Genomic DNA, 18727 nt, shown 5'->3' with positions numbered 1-18727 from the left:
CATTCCAAATCAGATGGCTACATCCCAAACCCTTACCGGCACGGTCTGCTTTGCGGCTCCGGCCGGTCACCTGTCGAGCCAAACGACGATCCGGGTGTCGGTACGGCGCACCGACCCGGCCGATGCGCCGGCTGCTGTGGTGGCCGAAACCGTACTGCACCCCAACTGGTCCCAACTCCAGCCCGGCAGTGAGGTGCCCTTTCGGCTGACGTCGGTTCCCGACCTGCCCGACCTGACCCTGTCGGTAACGGTCAGCGAAGCGCCGGACGATCGGCTGGTGGCTGGTAATTTTATCACCATGGAAAGCTACCCTGTCAGCGCCGGTAAAACCGATGGATACCGGCTGGTGGTGAGGCCGATCTGAGGCCCCGGCGGGGGGCGGGCCAGGCCGTCTGAGCGGGTCCGGCCCGTTGAAATTTAGCAAAATCTTAATGCGCCGATGAATCAAAATCTCCGGCGATCGCGTTGTCTATCATGCGGATAGGCGGGGTTTGCAAAGCCCGGTTTTTTAGGCCATTTTCGCGCCTGTTTTTTTAAAATACAAACTCCTTTTTATGCGCCGATCGTAGGGATGAAGACATACTATGACCTGATTGACCAGACGTTCGAATTTCCTACCCGGGAGTTCAATGTCGAGAACAACGAACTGATGTTCAACAATGTACCGCTGATGGACATTGTTAAGCAATACGGTACTCCCCTGAAACTGACGTATCTGCCAAAAATTACGGAGCACATTGAACACGCCAAACTGCTGTTCAAGAATGCGATGAAGCGATACAACTACAAGGGCAACTACACGTATTGCTATTGTACCAAGTCATCCCACTTTCGATTCGTGCTGGAAGAAGTTCTGAAAAACAACGTCCATCTCGAAACTTCGTCGGCCTATGATATTCAGATTGTACGCGAGCTGTACAAGATGAAGAAGATCAACAAGCAGACGTACATTATTGCCAATGGCTACAAGCGTCCGCTCTATACGCAGTACCTGAGCGAGATGATCAACGAAGGCTTCAATGTGCTGCCCGTGCTCGATAACCTCAAGGAAATCGAAGCCTACGAAAATGCCGTTACGGCCGACACCGTCAACTTCGGTATCCGGATCGCCACCGACGAAGAGCCCAACTTCGAGTTCTACACCTCGCGGCTGGGTATTCGCTACAGCGACGTCAATGAGTTGTACCGGAACAAGATTGCAACCAACGAGCGGTTCAAGCTCAAGATGCTGCACTTCTTTATCAATACCGGGATTAAAGACAGTGCGTACTACTGGAGCGAACTGAGCCGGTTTATGTACAAATACTGCGAACTGCGCAAGATTTGCCCGGACCTCGACTCGGTCGACATCGGGGGGGGCATGCCCATCCAGACGTCGTTCCAGTTTACCTACGACTATCAGGCCATGGTCGATCAGATCGTGGAGAGTATTCAGTGGATCTGCAACAAGAGCAACGTGCCGGTGCCGCACATCTTTACCGAGTTCGGCTCGTACACGGTGGGCGAAAGTGGCGCGGTGATCTACAAAGTAATCGATCAGAAACTGCAGAACGACAAGGAACTGTGGTATATGATCGACGGCTCGTTTATCACCCAGCTGCCCGACTCGTGGGGCTTAGGGCAGAAGTACATCATGCTCTCGGTCAACAACTGGGACAATCCGTACCAGAAGGTCAATCTCGGTGGCCTGACCTGCGACTCACACGATTTCTACAACACCGAAACCCACAGCGCCGACCTGTACCTGCCGATCTTCGACCAGGAGGCCGAAGACCAGTACGTGGGTTTGTTCCACACGGGCGCCTATCAGGAGTCGCTGGGCGGCTATGGCGGTATCCAGCACTGCCTCATTCCGGCTCCGCAGCACGTGATTGTGGATAAGGACGAGGAGGGCAATCTGCGCTCGCGGTTGTTTGCCCCCGAGCAGAACAGCGAAGTGATGCTCAAGATTCTGGGCTACGGTGATGCCGAACCCGGCATGACCGAGCTGGAAGCGACCGAAGCCGCCGAAGAACGCGAAGAAGCCGAGCTGATCAAAGAAGACGAATAGACAGACCGACTGCCCCGAACGCCATTTGGTAAATTGCCGGTGGAATTCGGGGCAGCCTGGAATCGAATACTGGTTTTGGCATTATATTCGTTATCGGTCTGATACTGAACGCAACGTATTATTCATGAAAAAACTACTGATTCTGGGCGTTGTTCTGACAACGTTGTCACTGGGAGCCTGCTCACGCCGGGCAACCTGCCCTGCCTACGGCAGTGTACAGAAAACCGCACCGCAGTCGGTACGGGTATAAATCGAATCGGCTGTTAACGCATAAGCCCCGCTCGTCTTTCCAGACTGGCGGGGCTTATGGCTTTATGGGGGTACGCGGTCAGGCCGATTGCAGCACCAGGTGCGAGGCTTCGAGCAGACTGGTAACGCAGCCATCGCTCTCCGACGCGTCGGACACGGGTTGATGGGCAATCCGCACGGTGCGTACGCCGGCCCGCCGACCCGCCTGTATATCGCGGGCCGCATCGCCGATCATCCACGACTGATCGGGCCGGATGTTATACTTGGCCATAGCTTTCTCGATCATCAGCGAGCCGGGCTTGCGCGTCAGCGACTCCGTATCGAACTGGGGGTGATGAGGGCAGTAGTAGATGTCGTCGATCAGATTACCGCACGACGCCTGCAGGTAATCGTAGCAGGCCATCACATCGGCGCGGGTGTAAAGACCACGGGCAATGCCGGCCTGATTGGTGATGATAATCAGCATATAACCGGCGTCTTTCAGCAGCCGCAGCGCTTCGGGTACGCCCGCCGGAATAATAAAATCTTCAACTCGGTACACGTAGTCGGGTCGGTCTTCGTTCAAGACACCATCGCGGTCCAGAAAGATGCACTTTTTCATAAGCAGGAACTATAACAATCAGCTAGTGCGGTAGCGGTTTAAACAAAAATAGCACTATTAGGACTATTAACTGAACAGATTTCAGATCAGGAATGCCAACTGGCTGATCCGGTTAGCTTTGTACAATCCACACATTAGTACAAAGCACGATGAAAGAGATCAGAACGTGGCAATACTGGCGCACAAATCCGGTTCGGTTGGCCTGTTTGATCGGGCTGATCCTGCTCATAGCCGTGTTAAAAGCGGTTCAGGAGGCTCATAATCAGGATACTCACGGCGACATCTATATATTCTGGTCGGCAGGGGTCAATTTCATGAATGGGCTGCCCCTTTACAACCGGATTGGTGGGGCCGAGGAGTTTCTGTATCCGCCGGTAGCGCCCCTGGTTTTTCAGTTACTGGCGCTGATGCCGTTTCCGGTGGCGGTGGGCGTTTTTACGTTTTTCAACGTATTGGCCTGGATTGCTGTTTTCCGAATCACGTACCTGATCCTGCGGCAGTATTTCCCGACGGTCGATCTGGGCCCTGCCTTTACCTTTGGTTTTCTGGCCGCTATCCGCTATTTCTGGCACAACATCATCTGGGTCAATATCAATGAAGTGGTAGCCCTGCTGAGCCTGGGGGGCGTGTACCTCTACAGCCGTGGCCGGCACAATACGGCGCTGCTGCTGCTGACGCTGGCCACCTGGATGAAAGTGATGCCCGCCCTGCTGTTGCTGATGCTGTTTATCCGGCGGCCACTACCCACATTGGTGCGCGCCATTGGGTTCAGTGCACTGCTGGCCGGGTGTGTGCTGCTGTTTCGGGGTATTGGGCAGGGCGTGCAGGATTATATCGATTTCTGGCAGCTGGCCCTGCGGCCGTTTCTGCAGGCCGGTAAAGTGTACACCGATGCCATTAGTTTCAGCATGCCATCGATGCTGGCCAAGCTGCTGACGGCGGCCGGTACCAATTTTGAAAACCACCGCTATAACCTGGTTGCCTGGCCGATGGCACTGGTGCGGCAGCTGAGTTTGCTGGTGCAGGTGCTGCTGCTGGGACTGACCTGCTGGCGTATCTGGGCCACGCGCCGGGCCGATCGGGTACCGCTCCCCGTGCTGATGCTTGTGTACCTGACCATGCTGCTCGTGGCGGGCGTAAGCTGGGAAGGGCATTTCGTGACGATGGCGCTGCTCCTGCCCGGCACTTATCAGCTGCTCACTCAGGCCGGTTTTCTGCGGCTGCGCCGGTGGGTGGTAGGCCTGGCCGTTGTAACGGGCCTGATGATCTACGATACGCTGGGCGCTACCCTGTACGACTACGCTCAGGGCTTTAGCGTGATCAGTTACCTGACCCTGCTGCTCTACGGGGTGGCTTTTCGGTTAAGCCTGCAAAAAACAGGTTCACCGATCCGGCCGGAAACCCAGCCCATCGGTGAACCTGTTCTTGGTGGTATAGCCGCCTACAGCGTTGCCAGCCGGTCTTCGAGGGCCTGAATCTTGGCGTCGGCATCGGCCAGCTTCTGGCGCTCCCGGTCAACAATGTCGGCTTTGGCGTTGGCCACGAATTTCTCGTTCGACAGCTTTTTCAGGATCGACTCCCGGAAACCGATCAGGTAGTCGAGTTCCTTGCGGGCGTTGGCGGCTTCCTGCTCGGTATCGACTTCGCCGGCCAGGTTTACGAAGAATTCATCGGACTTGATCAGGAACGCCGTGCCGTCGACTTGCTCGCTTACGTAACTGATGGCCGAGAGGTTGGCCATTTTGCGCAGCAGGGGCTCAAGTGTCTGAAAGCGCGCCGAATCGGCCGTGCGGATGGCCAGGGGCAGTTCGGTTTTGGGCGATACCTGCCTGGCGTTGCGGATGTTCCGAACGTTGCTGATGATCTCGAACAGGGTGTCGAAATCGGTGAGCATGGTCTGATCGACAGTACCCGGTTTGGGGAAGGCCGCCACGCAGATGCTGTCACCGGTGGCCCGCTCCCGAATATCCTGCCAGATTTCTTCGGTGATAAACGGCATGAACGGATGCGCCAGGCACATCAGCCGCTCGAAGAAGTCGATGGTGGCGTCGAACGTGGGCTGATCGATGGGTTGCTCGTAGCCGGGCTTGATCAGCTCGAGGTACTGGGCGCAGAAGTCATCCCAGATCAGCTTGTAGATGGCCTGCAGGGCTTCCGAAATCCGGAATTTGCCGAACAGGTCGTCGATTTCGATCAGCGTGGCGTTGAGCTTCGATTCGAACCAGCGGATGGCCAGCTCATTCTGCGCTGTATCGGCCGTAGTCGGGGTCGTATGCCAGCCCTTTACGAGCCGGAAGGCATTCCAGATTTTGTTGCTGAAGTTGCGGCCCTGTTCCACCAGCTTCTCATCGAAGGGCAGGTCGTTGCCGGCAGGCGAGCTGAAGAGCATCCCTACGCGCACCCCATCGGCCCCGTACTGATCGATCAGGTCGAGCGGATCGGGCGAGTTGCCCAGCGACTTCGACATTTTGCGGCCCAGCTTGTCGCGGACGATACCCGTCAGGTACACGTTTTTGAACGGCGCTTCGCCCTTGTATTCGTACCCGGCAATGATCATGCGGGCCACCCAGAAAAACAGAATTTCGGGCGCCGTAACGAGGTCGTTGGTGGGGTAGTAGTAGTTGATGTCGGCGTTGTCGGGCTCCAGAATCCCGTTGAATACCGACATGGGCCAGAGCCACGACGAGAACCACGTATCCAGCACGTCTTCGTCCTGGGTCAGGTCGGCTTCGGTCATGGCAAACAGCAGTTTTTCGTGCTGCACTTTCTCCAGCGCTTCGTGTTTACTGCGGGCCACAATCACGGTGCCGTCCTGCATGTAGTAGGCCGGAATGCGCTGCCCCCACCACAGCTGCCGGCTAATGCACCAGTCATGGACGTTTTCCATCCAGGCCCGGTACATGTTCTTGAACTTGGGCGGATAGAGCTGGATGGTGTCGTTCATGACGTTTTCGAGCGCCGGTTTGGCCAGCTCGTCCATCTTCAGGAACCACTGCAGCGACAGCCGCGGCTCAATCACGGCACCGGTCCGCTCCGAGGTGCCCACGTTCGACTTGTTGTCTTCGGTCTTGACCAGATGACCCGCTTCGTCGAGCTGTTTGATAATCGCTTTGCGGGCGGCAAAGCGATCCTGCCCGATTAGAATCTGGGCTTTTTCGTTCAGCGTGCCGTCGTCGTTCAGAATATCGATAACGGGCAGGTTATGCGTTACCCCCAGGGCATAGTCGTTGGGGTCGTGGGCAGGCGTTACCTTAAGGCCACCCGTCCCGAAATCCATGGCGACATACTCATCGGTGATGATGGGGATTTCGCGGTTGATGAGCGGGATGATGGCGGTTTTGCCGTGCAGGTGCGTGTAGCGCTCATCGTTGGGGTTCACGGCGATGGCGGCATCGGCCATGATTGTCTCGGGCCGAACGGTAGCAATCGTGATATACGACCCGTCTTCGCCGGCGGGTTCGCCTTTGATCTGGTAGCGGATATACACCAGCTTCTGCTGTACCTCCTTGGTAATCACTTCCTCATCGGATACGGCCGTGCGCCCCTGCGGGTCCCAGTTTACCATGCGGATACCACGGTAGATCTGGCCTTTCTCGTACAGATCCACAAACACGTCGATCACCGACTGGTAGAGGTCGGGCTCCATGGTGAAGCGCGTCCGATCCCAGTCGCACGAAGCGCCGAGCTTGCGCAGCTGGCTCAGAATGATACCGCCGTATTTTTCTTTCCACTCCCAGGCATAGGCCAGAAACTCGTCGCGTGTCAGGTCCTGCTTCTTAATGCCGCGTTCGGCCAGCATGGCCACCACTTTGGCTTCGGTAGCAATACTGGCGTGGTCGGTGCCGGGCACCCAGCACGCGTTTTTGCCTTCCATCCGGGCCTTCCGTACCAGCACATCCTGAATGGTGTTGTTGAGCATGTGGCCCATGTGCAGCACCCCCGTTACGTTGGGGGGCGGAATCACGACGGTATAGGGCTCGCGGTCGTCGGGGGTCGATTTGAAAAATTGGTTATCAAGCCAGTACTGATACCATTTTGCTTCAATCTCCTGGGGCGTATATGTCTTGGCGATCATTCGTAGTCGGCGGGCCAAACCCGGTTAAGCTGCAAAAATAAGCCCGTCGGCCGAAATACCGGTTGCAGCCACGGCATCTGTTTGGTAAACCCCCGCCGGGGGCCAATCGGTTCGGCTGCAGGCCGGTCTGGCCGGGGCGCGGGCGATTGTTCTGGCAAACAAAACAATCGTATTTTTACTTGCTAAGCTACCTTCAGTCAACCAACATGGAATTCGGAAAAACGCCTAATCTCGACACGGTAAACTTCGCGCTGCCGCCCGGCGCGGCCTTCAACGCCCGGATCTGGAGCCACGTCGAACCCACCACGCGGCCGCAGGTAGCCATTGGCGGTCCGGTCTGGGCCAACAAACAGTACGTGGGTAAAGTGTACCCCGCTACGGCCAAAGACAAGGACTTTTTGCATTACTATACCCGGCAGTTCAATACCATCGAGCTTAATCTGACGCACTACCAGATTCCGACGCCGGGCATGATCGAGAAGTGGAAAGCCGAAGCCACGCCGGGCTTCACCTACTGCCCCAAGTTTCCGCAACTCATCAGCCACGAACGGCAGCTGGTAGCGACCGAGGCCCTTACCGAAGAGTTTGTCAATGCGGTGCTGGGGCTGGAGGAGTTTCTGGGCATGACGTTTTTGCAGTTGCCGCCCACCTTTGGCCCCGATAAGTGGCCGGTGCTGGAAGCGTACCTGAAAAACCTGCCCGACGAACTGAACGTGGCTGTCGAGTTTCGGCACCCCGACTGGTTCAGCAAGGCGCCGGTCTGGCAGCAGACGCTCGAACGGCTCTACGCGCTGCGTCGGCACGTGGTGATTACCGATGTGGCGGGTCGGCGCGACGTGCTGCACATGGGCCTCAGCAGCCCCGTACTGACGCTGCGGTTTATTGCCAACGAAGGGCACCCGAGCGACTACAGCCGTACCGATGCCTGGGTGCAGCGCCTGAAAAGCTGGTTCGACAAGGGCCTGCAGACGGCTTACCTGTTTGTGCACGGCGGTGGCGACAACGACACCGCTCCCGAACTGATCCGGTACTGGATTCAGCAGCTCAACCAGCACTGCGGCTTCGACCTGCGCGAGCCGGTGCTGCAACCCAAAGTGGTGCAGGGAAGTTTGTTTTGATTTGAGCGGCAGGCCGTTTACTTTTGCTGCATGAGCAACACCCCCCAAATCGGTCGTCATCAGCATCACCAGCGGTAAAGCCGGGTTGGTGCGTTTGTTTTTGGGATTTCTTCTCACAGCCTTACCAAAGCCCGGTTTATCAGCCGGGCTTTTGCTTTATGAAAACGGTAATAATCAAGTACAACGCAGGCAATGTACAGTCGGTCATGTATGCCCTCGACCGGCTTGGCGCCAGCTACCTGCTCACCGACGATGAGGCCGAAATCCGCTCGGCCGACAAGGTGATCTTCCCGGGCGTCGGCGAAGCCAGTACGGCCATGGCCTACCTGCGGGAGCGTGGCCTCGACCGGCTGATTCCGTCGCTGACCCAGCCCGTGCTGGGCACCTGCGTGGGTATGCAGCTCATGTGCCGCTACTCCGAAGAAAATAACACGACCTGCATGGGCATTTTCGATATCGACGTGCGTCGGTTTCCGGGCGATGCCGGGCTAAAAGTGCCCCACACGGGCTGGAACAACATCCACTCGCTGCAGGGACCGCTAACCGAGGGATTGCGCGAGAACGAGTACGTGTACTTCGTGCACAGCTATGCCGCCGATGTATGCCCGGCCACCACGGCTGTCTGCGACTACGTGCGCCCGTTCAGCGCGATGCTCCACCGCGCCAATTTTTACGCGGCCCAGTTCCACGCCGAAATCAGCGGCAACGCCGGGCAAAGGATTCTGGAGAATTTTCTGCGATTAGACGATAGACGATAGACAGAAGAAGAACGATAAAGCCCCACCGTATATGGAAGCGCACAACTTTAGAGAACGCAAAGTATGGCAGATGGCGCGACTATTTGTCAGAGATGTATACGTTGCGTCGTCGACGTTTCCGGCGGAGGAACGCTTTGGCTTGACGTCTCAATTGAGAAGGGCCGTCATATCCGTTCCCTTAAACATAGCCGAAGGGTCGGGTCGATCCGATAAAGACTTCGCCCGGTTTCTGGGCATGAGTTTGTCATCTGCTTACGAAGTAGAAACGCAGCTACTTCTTGCCTGTGATCTTGGTTTTATAACCGAGAGCAAACTGGCCTCTCTTAGTCAAACAGTACAGGAAATTCAGCGAATGATTTACGGACTTCAGCGACGAATCAATAAGAATTTTCTGTCTGTCTTTCTCATTCCCGTTCCACTGTTAGTCAAGCTATTAGTTAGAAAGTAGTGCGTCAGGTACGCCACATCTTTCTTCTTTCATCTCATTTCTTTCCTCTACTAGAATGCATATCATTCCCGCTATCGACCTGATCGACGGAAAGGCTGTCCGGCTGACGCAGGGCGACTACAGTCAGAAAAAAGAGTATAATGCCCGTCCGCTTGAAGTAGCCAAGGCGTTTGAAGATGCCGGCCTGACCCGGCTGCACCTGGTCGATCTGGATGGCGCAAAGGCAAAGCAGGTCGTGAACTGGAAAGTGCTCGAACTGATTGCGTCTCAGACCGGTCTGCAAGTCGATTTTGGCGGAGGCATTCAGTCGGACGACGATCTGCGCATCGCGTTTGAGTGCGGGGCACGGCAGATCACGGGCGGCAGCATTGCCGTGAAACAACCCGACGTGATGGAACGCTGGCTGTCGCAACAGGGTGCCGACCGGATCATTCTGGGCGCCGACGCCAAAAATGAAAAAATCGCTGTCAGTGGCTGGGAAGAAGGAACCGATGTCTGGATCTACGACTTCGTGCAGAACTGGGTCGACAAGGGAATCCGGTACGTCATCAGTACCGACGTTGCCAAAGACGGGCTACTCGAAGGCCCCTCGTTCGAACTGTATCGCAACCTGCAGGATCAGTTGCCGGATCTGAACGTCATTGCCAGCGGGGGTGTCAGCAACATGAGCGATATCGAAACCCTGGCCGACATGGGACTCTATGGCGTCATCGTCGGCAAGGCGATCTACGAAGGGCGGGTTACCCTGAAAGAACTGTCTGCTATCAGTCAATGATGAAATACGGTCTGCTGTTTGTCACTTGGTTGGTTGTGCTATCCGCCAGCGGTCAGGGAGTTGCAGTCAATCATGAATTTGATGAACGATGGCAGCAGCAATTGCAGCAACTCACAAAGCGACTTGGCTGGTCGACTCCGACTCCAAAAGTGGGCGACTACGAAGTACGGATATGGTATAAGCATGGTCTGGTGAAAGGTGCTGCACACGGTATATATATCATCCGGAAAATTAATCGGAAGGTCTTCCTGAACAAGTACCGGATTCAATACACTGAGCAGGGAAGCCCCGTAGTCAGCCGCTATCGACCGAAACACAAACTGCCCCTGGCTGTATGGGATAAATTGCTTGAACGACACCTGCTGACGTTGCCAACCTTGTCGGATATTCTGACCAGATATTACGCCGGACTCCCGAGAGATTCTACCTGGACTGAGATAGCCCCCGATGGAACGATCACTGTAAAAGCGAATAAGAGTCGCAAAAGGCTACTTTTTGGTGATGGTAGTGTAGAATATGGATTTTCTATTTTCAGTCATGAGGGATCCCGGTTCTACGTATACAGTGATCCCGATTTGTATTGTCGGGAGCTACCCACAATTCCAGAGCTACGCAACGCAGTCGACATTTTAAACGAGTTAAGCTCACTTTGCCAGCACGACACGTACAAGCCATAGCCTGAAATGATTGGTTCAAAAGAAGTTGGCTACATCATCAGTACTGACAAAAGCAGACTGAACGTTGACCTGATTCACCAGTACCTGAGTCAGGAATCGTACTGGGCGCAGAACATACCGCGAGCACTGGTTGAACGGTCGATCGAGCACTCGCTCTGCTTCGGCGTGTACTGGCACGAGCAGCAGGTTGGCTTTGCCCGCGTCATCAGCGACTTTGCCACGTTTGCCTACCTCGCCGACGTGTTTATCCTGCCCGACCATCGGGGGCAGGGGCTGTCGAAACGCCTGGTCGCTGCCATAGCAGCCCATCCGGATCTGCAGGGGCTGCGCCGGTTTATGCTGGCCACCCGCGACGCCCACAGCCTGTACGCCCAATTCGGGTTTACGGCGATCGACAAGCCCGATTTATTTATGCAGCGCAAGCTGATCGAACGATACTAATCCCATGCTGACCAAACGTATTATTCCCTGCCTCGATATCAAAGACGGGCGCACCGTAAAAGGAACCAACTTCGTCAATCTGCGCGACGCCGGCGACCCCGTAGCGCTGGCGGCTATCTACGCCGAACAGGGCGCCGACGAACTGGTTTTTCTCGACATAACCGCCACCGTCGACGGGCGTAAAACGCTGATCGAGCTGGTGCGCAATGTGGCCCATACAATCAACATTCCGTTCACGGTGGGGGGCGGCATCTCGTCGGTGGCCGATGTGTCGGCACTGCTCAACGCCGGGGCCGACAAAATATCCATTAATTCATCGGCGGTGCGCAACCCCGACCTGGTCAACCAACTGGCGCTGGAGTTCGGGAGTCAATGCGTCGTGGTAGCCATCGACACGCGCTTCGTCGATGGCGAGCATATTGTGCATACGCACGGCGGCCGCAAGCCTACCGAGCTACGTACACTGGCCTGGGCCCGGGCGGTAGAGGAGCGGGGCGCGGGCGAACTGCTGCTGACTTCGATGGACTGCGATGGAACCAAGGCCGGTTTTGCGCTGGAGCTGACGGCCCAGATTTCGGGCGCGGCCAACATTCCGGTGATTGCGTCGGGCGGAGCCGGCACAATGGACCACTTCGTCGATGTGTTCACAACGGGCAAAGCCGATGCCGGACTGGCTGCCAGTATTTTCCACTTCAAAGAAATCGACATTCCCGAACTGAAGGGTTACCTGCGCGATCAGGGAATCGAGATGCGGCTCTGAGGCTGCGGTATTGGAGGCTCAGAACTGGAATCCAAGGTCGAGGCCAACGATCCGGCTTTTTGATACCAGGGCGCTGCCCCGGGCAATATTGATCAGGCCCCGCTGGTAGCTCAGGCCGATGTTGACGGCGTTGTTGCGGTTCAACTTGTACTGCACACCGGTGCCCAGCAGCAGCTCGACGTCGCCGAAACCATACTGCCGGCGGCTGCCGCCCGTTTCGGCCAGGTAGAGGGCGTTACGGGCCTGATCGAGGGCTTTTTCGGCCAGCTTCAGGCTCAGCAGCCCGCCCGTCTGTACGTACAGACGCATGCCCGGCGCAATGTCGTTGGCAAACAGTTTGGCCGTGAGGGGCACCTGCAGGTATTGCAGGTTATAAGTCGATTCTTTTTCGGGTGCGCCGGGAATGAAGCGCGTCTGCCCAAACGTACCCGGCATCTGAAACCCCGATCGTTTGATGGTGTACCAAAGTCCGGTGCTGAACGCGTAGCGATCTTTGAAGAAATAGTAATCGAGGGTGGGGCCCACACTTAAACGCACCCCGGCGCCATTTGGTCGGAAGCCGGCGTAGGTGCCCGAACCTTCGGCCGTGTTGAGGTTGAGCGAAGGCGCAAACCGGATGCCCATTTCGATGAGGTGGTTGGGGCGGGCGTAATCGGGTCCCGTTTCGTCGGTCGAGTTAGTGCCCGTAGCCTGCCGCCGGCGCCGACGTTTCCGGTCATCGTCATAATCCCGTTTGTTCTGATCCTGCCCGTCGTAGTTGTCGCCCAGAATTTTCCGGAAGCGCTTGTCTGTCACGCTCGATTCCCGGGTCTTGAGCCGATAGAGCGCCGGCGAGGTGGTCTGTGCCCAGGCCGTCAGGCTCAGAAGGAGCGCGGAAATGAAACCCAACCCTGCAACTTTTTTCATAATTTTGTACGTTTTCAATACAGAAAACCGGTGATTTTCATGCGAATACGAGTTGCCCTGCTTGGGCTTTTTTGCGCTTTGTGGGCTACGTCGTGTACCAAACCTGGTGAAGTAGCGGTTGTTCGACTCGACCAGCAGCTTTTCGGGGCGACTTCGGCCGACAGTGTACGGTCGTTTCTGAACCGCCACCCCGACGTTGCTCAATTGTACTTTAACGCGAACGGAGCCGGGAATGATACGGCCCTGGTGCGGGAATTGACCGAGCGGGTCAGCAATCCATCGCTGCAGGACTTCAACCGGCAGGTTCAAACCGAATTCGGCAATCTGACTGACCTGCGCACCCAGCTGGCCGACGCCTTCGCTGCTATTAAGAGCGACTTTCCGGACTTCCGCCCCCCCCGCGTCGAAACCGTAGTCAGTGGGTTTCTGGGCCCCGACCTGGTCGTCAACGACAGCCTGGTTATTATCGCGCTCGACTACTTCGCCGGTCCCAAAGCCCGCTACCGGCCCAAGGGCCCCTCGTTTCCGCAGTACATTCTGCGCCGGTATCAGAAAGACTACATCGTTCCGGCTGTTATCTTCGCCATCTCAGACCGCTACAATGCCACCAACCGGGCCGATCAGTCGATGCTGGCCGACATGGTGTACTACGGAAAGGGATACGTATTTACGAAAACAATGCTGCCCAACACAGCCGATAGCCTGATCATCGGCTATTCAGACAAGCAGCTGACCGAAACGTTTAATGCCCAGGATATTATCTGGGGGCATTTTATCGACAACCAGCTCTTGTACCAGACCAGTCCGGTTATCAAGCAGCGGTATATGAACGAACGCCCGTTCACAGCCGAGATCGGGCAAGCCTGCCCGGGGGCCATTGGCCGGTGGGTAGGGTGGCGCATCGTGGGGCATTACCACGATGAACAAAGCAACGTGGGTATTGCCGAACTGATGCGTAACGCAGACGCCCGGCAGATTTTTGAACAGTCGGGCTACAAAGGACAAACCCAGTAGCCCGGCGCTTTGATTCGGGGGGAGCAGCGGCTCCGCCCGCCTAACTGACAACCATGGCAAAACGAGGAAACGCTGACTCCGAGGTCAGTGACGCCGACAAAAAGAAAATCACCCGCGACGGGTTTCGGAAAACGCTCAGCATCTTCCGGTTTGTGCACCCCTATCGCTGGCAATATGCGGCTGGCTTTCTGTTCCTGATTCTGTCGACGGGAACAACCATGAGCTTCGGACTGCTCATTGGCCAGATCACGAGTGTTATTCAGGGAAAATCGGCCTTTACGCTCAATCAGGTTACGCTCTTTTTTGTGGGCGTGCTGGTGGCGCAGGCCGTGTTCTCGTTCTTCCGGATTTACTTTTTCTCGCAGGTCAGCGAGCGGGCCATGGCCGATGTGCGCCGGGCTACCTACAGCAAGATCATTACACTGCCCATCCCGTTTTTCGAGCAGCGCCGGGTGGGTGAACTGACTAGCCGCATCTCGGCCGACGTGTCGCAGTTGCAGGATGTGCTGACCCTGACCGTAGCCGAGTTGTTTCGGCAAGTCGCCACGCTCCTGATTGGTACCAGCATTATTCTGTATGTATCGTGGAAACTGACCCTGTTTATGCTGGGTACCTTCCCGGTCATCATCATTGCCGCTATTTTCTTCGGCAAGTTTATCCGTAAGCTGTCGAAACAGGCGCAGGATCAGCTTGCGCAGGCCAACGTGGTGGTCGAAGAAACGCTGCAGTCGGTCAATATCGTGAAGGCGTTTACCAACGAGCGGCTCGAAATCAACCGCTATGCCACGGCTCTGCAGCGCGTGGTGGCTACCGCCCTGCACGCGGCCAAGTATCGGGGGGTATTTGTGTCGTTTATCATCTTCGCCCTGTTTGGAGGTATTATTGGCGTGGTCTGGTACGGCGGTTCGCTCGTGCTGAACAACGAGATGCCTTTCTCAGACCTGCTTACGTTTATCGTCTACACCACCTTTATCGGCGGCTCGGTAGCGGGCATGGGCGATCTGTACGCACAGCTTCAGAAAACGGTTGGCTCGTCGGAGCGGATTCTCGAAATTCTGGGCGAGCCTTCCGAAGTCGACGCCAGTGCCGAACTCCCGCTGTTTGTGCCGGTACAGGGCCACGTGCAGTTCAGCAACGTGCGGTTTGCCTATCCGTCGCGGCCCGATGTACCCGTGCTCAAAGGCGTATCGCTCGACGTAGCGGCCGGTCGTAAAATTGCGCTGGTAGGCCAGAGCGGTGCCGGTAAATCGACCATCGTGCAGCTGCTGATGCGGTATTACGAAATTGGCAGCGGGCAGGTGACCATCGACGGGCGCGATCTGTCGGGAATCAACGTAACTGAACTGCGCCGAAACATTGCCGTAGTGCCGCAGGAGGTGATGCTGTTTGGCGGTACCATTCTCGAAAATATCCAGTATGGCCGGCCCGGTGCTACCGAAGCTGACGTACGGGAAGCGGCCCGCAAAGCAAACGCCCTGCAGTTTATCGATTCATTTCCCGAAGGATTCCAAACCATTGTGGGCGAACGGGGCGTTAAGCTATCGGGTGGGCAGCGGCAGCGTATCGCCATTGCCCGGGCTATCCTGAAAGATCCCGCCATTCTGATTCTCGACGAAGCAACCAGTTCGCTCGACGCCGAATCGGAACGACTGGTGCAGGATGCCCTCGATGAACTGATGCAGAATCGCACCACCATTATTATTGCCCACCGGCTGGCCACCATCCGCAAGGTCGATACGATTTACGTACTGCGCGAAGGGCAGATTGCTGAGTCGGGTACGCACGATGAACTGGCCCTGATCGAAGATGGCATGTATGCCAACCTGGTACGGCTCCAGTTCGAGACCATCGACTAACCCGCGGTTGTTTTTGTTTCATCCGTCGTTCCGATTACCGATATGACCCCTGCCGCTCAAACCCTCAAAAAGTTTAGTCTGCGCCACACCAGTGGGCGCGAGGAAGTGCTGGCGCTGTTTCTGAAGGCTGGGCACGCGCTGGCCCACAATGACGTAGAAAACGGTCTCGGACCCGACCATGACCGCGTAACGATTTACCGCACGCTGCGGACCTTTCTCGATAAAGGGCTGCTGCACAAGGTGCTCGACGATGAGGGTGGTACGAAGTATGCCCTGTGTCAGGACACCTGCGCACACGGGAATCACCAGCACGAACACGTTCATTTCAAGTGCGAAAACTGCGGTCAGACGACCTGCCTCAACGAGGTTCGGATACCCGGTCTGGCCCTACCTGATGGTTACGAACGGCGCGAAATGAACCTCCTGATCCAGGGCGTTTGCCAGGGATGTAATAAGTGACTGGTTTTCCTGCTACAATTTTCGCTCCTTGCCACGGTGTCAGGTTTTTAGGCCTGACACCTTTTTTGTTTTATGTAACTGCTTCTAAAAACACACGCAACGATCAACTCCTATGAAAACACCCTTTTTTCAACCTTGGGTAGGGGAGAACTACAGCACACAATCGCCGAAAATCCTGGTGTTAGGCGAATCACATTATGGTAAAGACGAATGGTACACACCTGAGTTTACTCAAGGGGTAATCAAGGACTGGGCCCTGTGTCAGAAGGGGACTAGGTCCTTCTTTACAAAGATTGCCAAGATTCTGTTAGGGAAACCTCACGAATGGATCAGCCTTGAAGAAAAGCATGATTTATGGCACCGGGTGGCATTCTACAATTATGTGCAAGAGTTCGTTGGGGTGGGGCCCCGGATGCGCCCCACTCCCGCGATGTGGACGGACGCAGAGGATGCTTTCGAGTACGTAATGAAACAACTGACACCCGACATTGTCATTGTGATGGGTAAAGAACTGGGCTGGCATGTAAGAACGTTTGAAAAGAACTACCCCGGCACAGCTAATTTCTGTTACTGGACGCATCCATCAGCTCGGTCTTTTAAGAAAGATGAAGCGGTTGACGCGTTCGCAAAAGCGTTAAACCCTAATGCCAATTGATATTGATGTAGAATCCGCTTTTCAGCAGCGGCAACAAACGTTTTTACAGCAGCAGGAAGCTGCACAGCGCCGGCACGACCGGCTGGCTATGGTACGGCTGGTCTGGTTTGCCGGTAGTGCGGTTGCCGTATGGGGGCTGGCACAGGCCGGTCAGGCGCTGGCGGCCATTGCCGTGCTGCTGGTGGGGATAGCTGGCTTTATGGTGTTGCTGACAAGACATCAGCGTATTCGGGCCGAACGCGAACGGGCGCGGCACCTGGCCTTTGTCAATGAAGATGAAGGGGCCCGGCTCCGGCGGCAGTACCGACGGCCCGAAACCGGTGAGTCATACGCCACGCCCACCCACGCCTATGCCGCCGACCTCGACGTATTCGGGTCCCACTCCTTATTTCGACTGCTCAACCGCACCCACACCCGCACCGGCCAGATTATCCTGGCCTCCTGGTTGCTGCAGCCCGCCCCGGCCGATGCGATTCGGCTGCGGCAGCAGGCCACCCGCGACCTGATACCCCAACTCAACTGGCGGCAGGAACTGGAAGCCAGTGCCTATGCCGAAGAAACCATCGGAGCCTCGCCCGATGCACTCATCAGCTGGGCCACGGCCCCCGCTCCGGCCTTACCCGCCTATGTGAGCCTGGGACGCTGGTTGCTGCCCTTGCTGACACTGGCCGCATTCACGGCCTGGCTGACGGGCTATGGGCCCGGTCTGGCGGTTCTGGGCGCGTTGGGGCTATCGGGGCTGGCCCTGCGGCAAACCACGGCCCTGGCCGCTCAGCTCAGCGAACAAACCGTGGCGCTCTCGACGGCGCTGGGTGCTTTTCGGCGGCTGTTTGGGCAGGCCGGTCAGGTAACCGGTGATGCCACGCGCCTACAGGCTATCCGGCAGGCCCTTACCAGCCGAAACCAATCGGCCGAGGCCGCGATCGGGCAGCTGGCCGAGTTGACCCAGGGACTCAATTACCGCCGGAATCCATACTTCTACCTGCTAATTGGGGTGGCTACGCTTTGGGACTGGCACTACCTGCTCCGGCTCGAACGCTGGCGGGCGCAGCACGGTGCCGATCTGGCGCGATGGTTCGATGCGCTGGGTGAACTGGAAGCCCTCAACAGCCTGGCGGGCTTCGCCTATGCGCATCCGCACTACGCTACGCCCGATATTGCCGATGAGGGCCCGACGTTGCAGCTGCAGGCGGGTGTGCATCCACTATTGCCTGCCGACAAAAGCATAGCCAATTCGATCGATCTGAACGGGTCGGGCCAGACCATTCTGATCACTGGTTCAAACATGTCGGGCAAGAGCACGTTCCTGCGCACGGTAGGTGCCAACGTGGTGCTGGCCTTGGCGGGAGCTGTTGTAGGAGCCGATCGGTTCAGCTGTTCGGTCATGCAGGTGTTTACCAGCATGCGCACGCAGGACTCCCTTGAGGAAAGTACGTCTTCGTTCTATGCAGAGTTAAAGCGCCTGCAAACGCTGATCGGGATGACGGCCCCCGGCCACGCCGTGCCGGTTCTGTATTTTCTCGACGAAATTCTGAAGGGCACCAACTCAGCCGATCGGCACCGGGGTGCTGAAGCCCTGATCCGGCAGTTACACCAAACCACCGCCACAGGCTTCGTATCGACGCACGACCTGGCGCTCGGCCAACTCTCCGATGCCGAAGGGTTTGTGCGCAATTACCACTTCCAGTCGGATTTACGCGATGGGCAGCTGCTGTTCGACTACACACTGCGACCGGGCGTCTGCACCAGTTTCAACGCCAGTCAGCTGATGCAGGCTATCGGCATTAACATGGGACTGGTTTGACGAGTAGCACCACGTCCCCAAGGCTGGAGTAAATGCGGTAGCCCCGCAGGGTGCTTTTTTCTCTACGATTCATCCAAAACA

General features: G+C 56.6%; 19 protein-coding genes. 16 read left to right on the top strand and 3 right to left on the bottom strand.

The window, feature by feature from the left end; genetic code table 11:
- Positions 1 to 13: 13 nt before the first annotated feature.
- The 3 genes from ACYVAC_RS07505 to ACYVAC_RS07495 all read left to right on the top strand — a co-directional run bounded on the left by ACYVAC_RS07505 (position 14) and on the right by ACYVAC_RS07495 (position 2300).
- Complete coding sequence (locus ACYVAC_RS07505) at positions 14 to 364, top strand: hypothetical protein (protein ID WP_461096980.1); 351 nt, start codon at positions 14 to 16, stop codon at positions 362 to 364.
- 207 nt (positions 365 to 571) lie between these two features.
- Positions 572 to 2050, top strand: coding sequence for a type III PLP-dependent enzyme domain-containing protein (locus ACYVAC_RS07500; RefSeq protein WP_461096979.1), 1479 nt, complete (start codon positions 572 to 574; stop codon positions 2048 to 2050).
- Between the two features lie 124 nt (positions 2051 to 2174).
- Positions 2175 to 2300 carry a hypothetical protein gene (locus tag ACYVAC_RS07495; protein ID WP_461096978.1) on the top strand — a complete coding sequence of 42 codons (126 nt, stop codon included), beginning with the start codon at positions 2175 to 2177 and terminating at the stop codon, positions 2298 to 2300.
- A 78-nt stretch (positions 2301 to 2378) separates the two neighbouring features.
- Here ACYVAC_RS07495 and ACYVAC_RS07490 read toward each other — a convergent pair whose 3' ends face one another.
- A complete protein-coding gene (locus ACYVAC_RS07490; RefSeq protein WP_461096977.1) occupies positions 2379 to 2900 on the bottom strand; it encodes a D-glycero-alpha-D-manno-heptose-1,7-bisphosphate 7-phosphatase in 522 nt (173 codons plus the stop codon).
- A gap of 149 nt (positions 2901 to 3049) precedes the next feature.
- On the opposite strand from ACYVAC_RS07490, the gene ACYVAC_RS07485 reads away from it, so the two are divergent.
- Complete coding sequence (locus tag ACYVAC_RS07485) at positions 3050 to 4375, top strand: glycosyltransferase family 87 protein (RefSeq protein ID WP_461096976.1); 1326 nt, start codon at positions 3050 to 3052, stop codon at positions 4373 to 4375.
- Here ACYVAC_RS07485 and ACYVAC_RS07480 read toward each other — a convergent pair.
- Positions 4342 to 6975 (bottom strand): valine--tRNA ligase, encoded by a 2634-nt coding sequence (locus ACYVAC_RS07480; protein WP_461096975.1) that lies wholly within the window; start codon positions 6973 to 6975, stop codon positions 4342 to 4344. The genes ACYVAC_RS07485 and ACYVAC_RS07480 overlap by 34 nt on opposite strands.
- A gap of 206 nt (positions 6976 to 7181) precedes the next feature.
- On the opposite strand from ACYVAC_RS07480, the gene ACYVAC_RS07475 reads away from it, so the two are divergent.
- From ACYVAC_RS07475 to hisF, 7 genes are all read left to right on the top strand, one after another.
- Entirely contained in the window at positions 7182 to 8093 is a 912-nt protein-coding gene (locus ACYVAC_RS07475; protein WP_461096974.1) for a DUF72 domain-containing protein, read from the top strand.
- A 158-nt stretch (positions 8094 to 8251) separates the two neighbouring features.
- Positions 8252 to 8851, top strand: a complete 600-nt coding sequence (hisH, locus tag ACYVAC_RS07470; RefSeq protein WP_461096973.1) for an imidazole glycerol phosphate synthase subunit HisH — start codon at positions 8252 to 8254, stop codon at positions 8849 to 8851.
- A 31-nt stretch (positions 8852 to 8882) separates the two neighbouring features.
- Positions 8883 to 9299, top strand: coding sequence for a four helix bundle protein (locus tag ACYVAC_RS07465; RefSeq protein ID WP_461096972.1), 417 nt, complete (start codon positions 8883 to 8885; stop codon positions 9297 to 9299).
- Positions 9300 to 9354: 55 nt separating this feature from the next.
- Positions 9355 to 10074 carry a 1-(5-phosphoribosyl)-5-[(5-phosphoribosylamino)methylideneamino]imidazole-4-carboxamide isomerase gene (gene hisA / locus ACYVAC_RS07460; RefSeq protein ID WP_461096971.1) on the top strand — a complete coding sequence of 240 codons (720 nt, stop codon included), beginning with the start codon at positions 9355 to 9357 and terminating at the stop codon, positions 10072 to 10074.
- Positions 10071 to 10751 (top strand): hypothetical protein, encoded by a 681-nt coding sequence (locus tag ACYVAC_RS07455; RefSeq protein ID WP_461096970.1) that lies wholly within the window; start codon positions 10071 to 10073, stop codon positions 10749 to 10751. Before hisA ends, ACYVAC_RS07455 begins: the two co-directional genes overlap by 4 nt.
- A 6-nt stretch (positions 10752 to 10757) precedes the next feature.
- The gene (locus ACYVAC_RS07450; protein ID WP_461096969.1) at positions 10758 to 11192 is read left to right on the top strand and encodes a GNAT family N-acetyltransferase; all 435 of its coding nucleotides are present in this window, start codon (positions 10758 to 10760) and stop codon (positions 11190 to 11192) included.
- A 4-nt stretch (positions 11193 to 11196) separates the two neighbouring features.
- Positions 11197 to 11952, top strand: a complete 756-nt coding sequence (gene hisF / locus ACYVAC_RS07445; protein ID WP_461096968.1) for an imidazole glycerol phosphate synthase subunit HisF — start codon at positions 11197 to 11199, stop codon at positions 11950 to 11952.
- An 18-nt stretch (positions 11953 to 11970) separates the two neighbouring features.
- Here the strand turns inward: hisF and ACYVAC_RS07440 are convergent, their stop codons facing one another.
- Positions 11971 to 12858 (bottom strand): porin family protein, encoded by an 888-nt coding sequence (locus tag ACYVAC_RS07440; RefSeq protein WP_461096967.1) that lies wholly within the window; start codon positions 12856 to 12858, stop codon positions 11971 to 11973.
- Positions 12859 to 12897: 39 nt separating this feature from the next.
- Between ACYVAC_RS07440 and ACYVAC_RS07435 the strand changes: the two genes are divergently transcribed.
- The 5 genes from ACYVAC_RS07435 to ACYVAC_RS07415 all read left to right on the top strand — a co-directional run bounded on the left by ACYVAC_RS07435 (position 12898) and on the right by ACYVAC_RS07415 (position 18646).
- On the top strand, positions 12898 to 13872 hold the full coding sequence (locus ACYVAC_RS07435; protein WP_461096966.1) for a gliding motility protein GldB-related protein: 975 nt from the start codon (positions 12898 to 12900) through the stop codon (positions 13870 to 13872).
- 53 nt (positions 13873 to 13925) lie between these two features.
- On the top strand, positions 13926 to 15728 hold the full coding sequence (locus ACYVAC_RS07430) for an ABC transporter ATP-binding protein (protein ID WP_461096965.1): 1803 nt from the start codon (positions 13926 to 13928) through the stop codon (positions 15726 to 15728).
- A gap of 42 nt (positions 15729 to 15770) precedes the next feature.
- Positions 15771 to 16187, top strand: a complete 417-nt coding sequence (locus ACYVAC_RS07425) for a Fur family transcriptional regulator (RefSeq protein ID WP_461096964.1) — start codon at positions 15771 to 15773, stop codon at positions 16185 to 16187.
- A gap of 112 nt (positions 16188 to 16299) precedes the next feature.
- Complete coding sequence (locus tag ACYVAC_RS07420) at positions 16300 to 16842, top strand: hypothetical protein (protein WP_461096963.1); 543 nt, start codon at positions 16300 to 16302, stop codon at positions 16840 to 16842.
- Positions 16832 to 18646: a MutS-related protein gene (locus tag ACYVAC_RS07415; RefSeq protein WP_461096962.1), complete on the top strand. Its 1815-nt coding sequence runs from the start codon at positions 16832 to 16834 to the stop codon at positions 18644 to 18646. The genes ACYVAC_RS07420 and ACYVAC_RS07415 overlap by 11 nt, the downstream gene beginning before the upstream one ends.
- Positions 18647 to 18727: the final 81 nt, after the last annotated feature.

This window comes from Spirosoma luteolum, from assembly GCF_054778875.1.
This window is presented reverse-complemented; position numbering and strand designations above follow the sequence as displayed.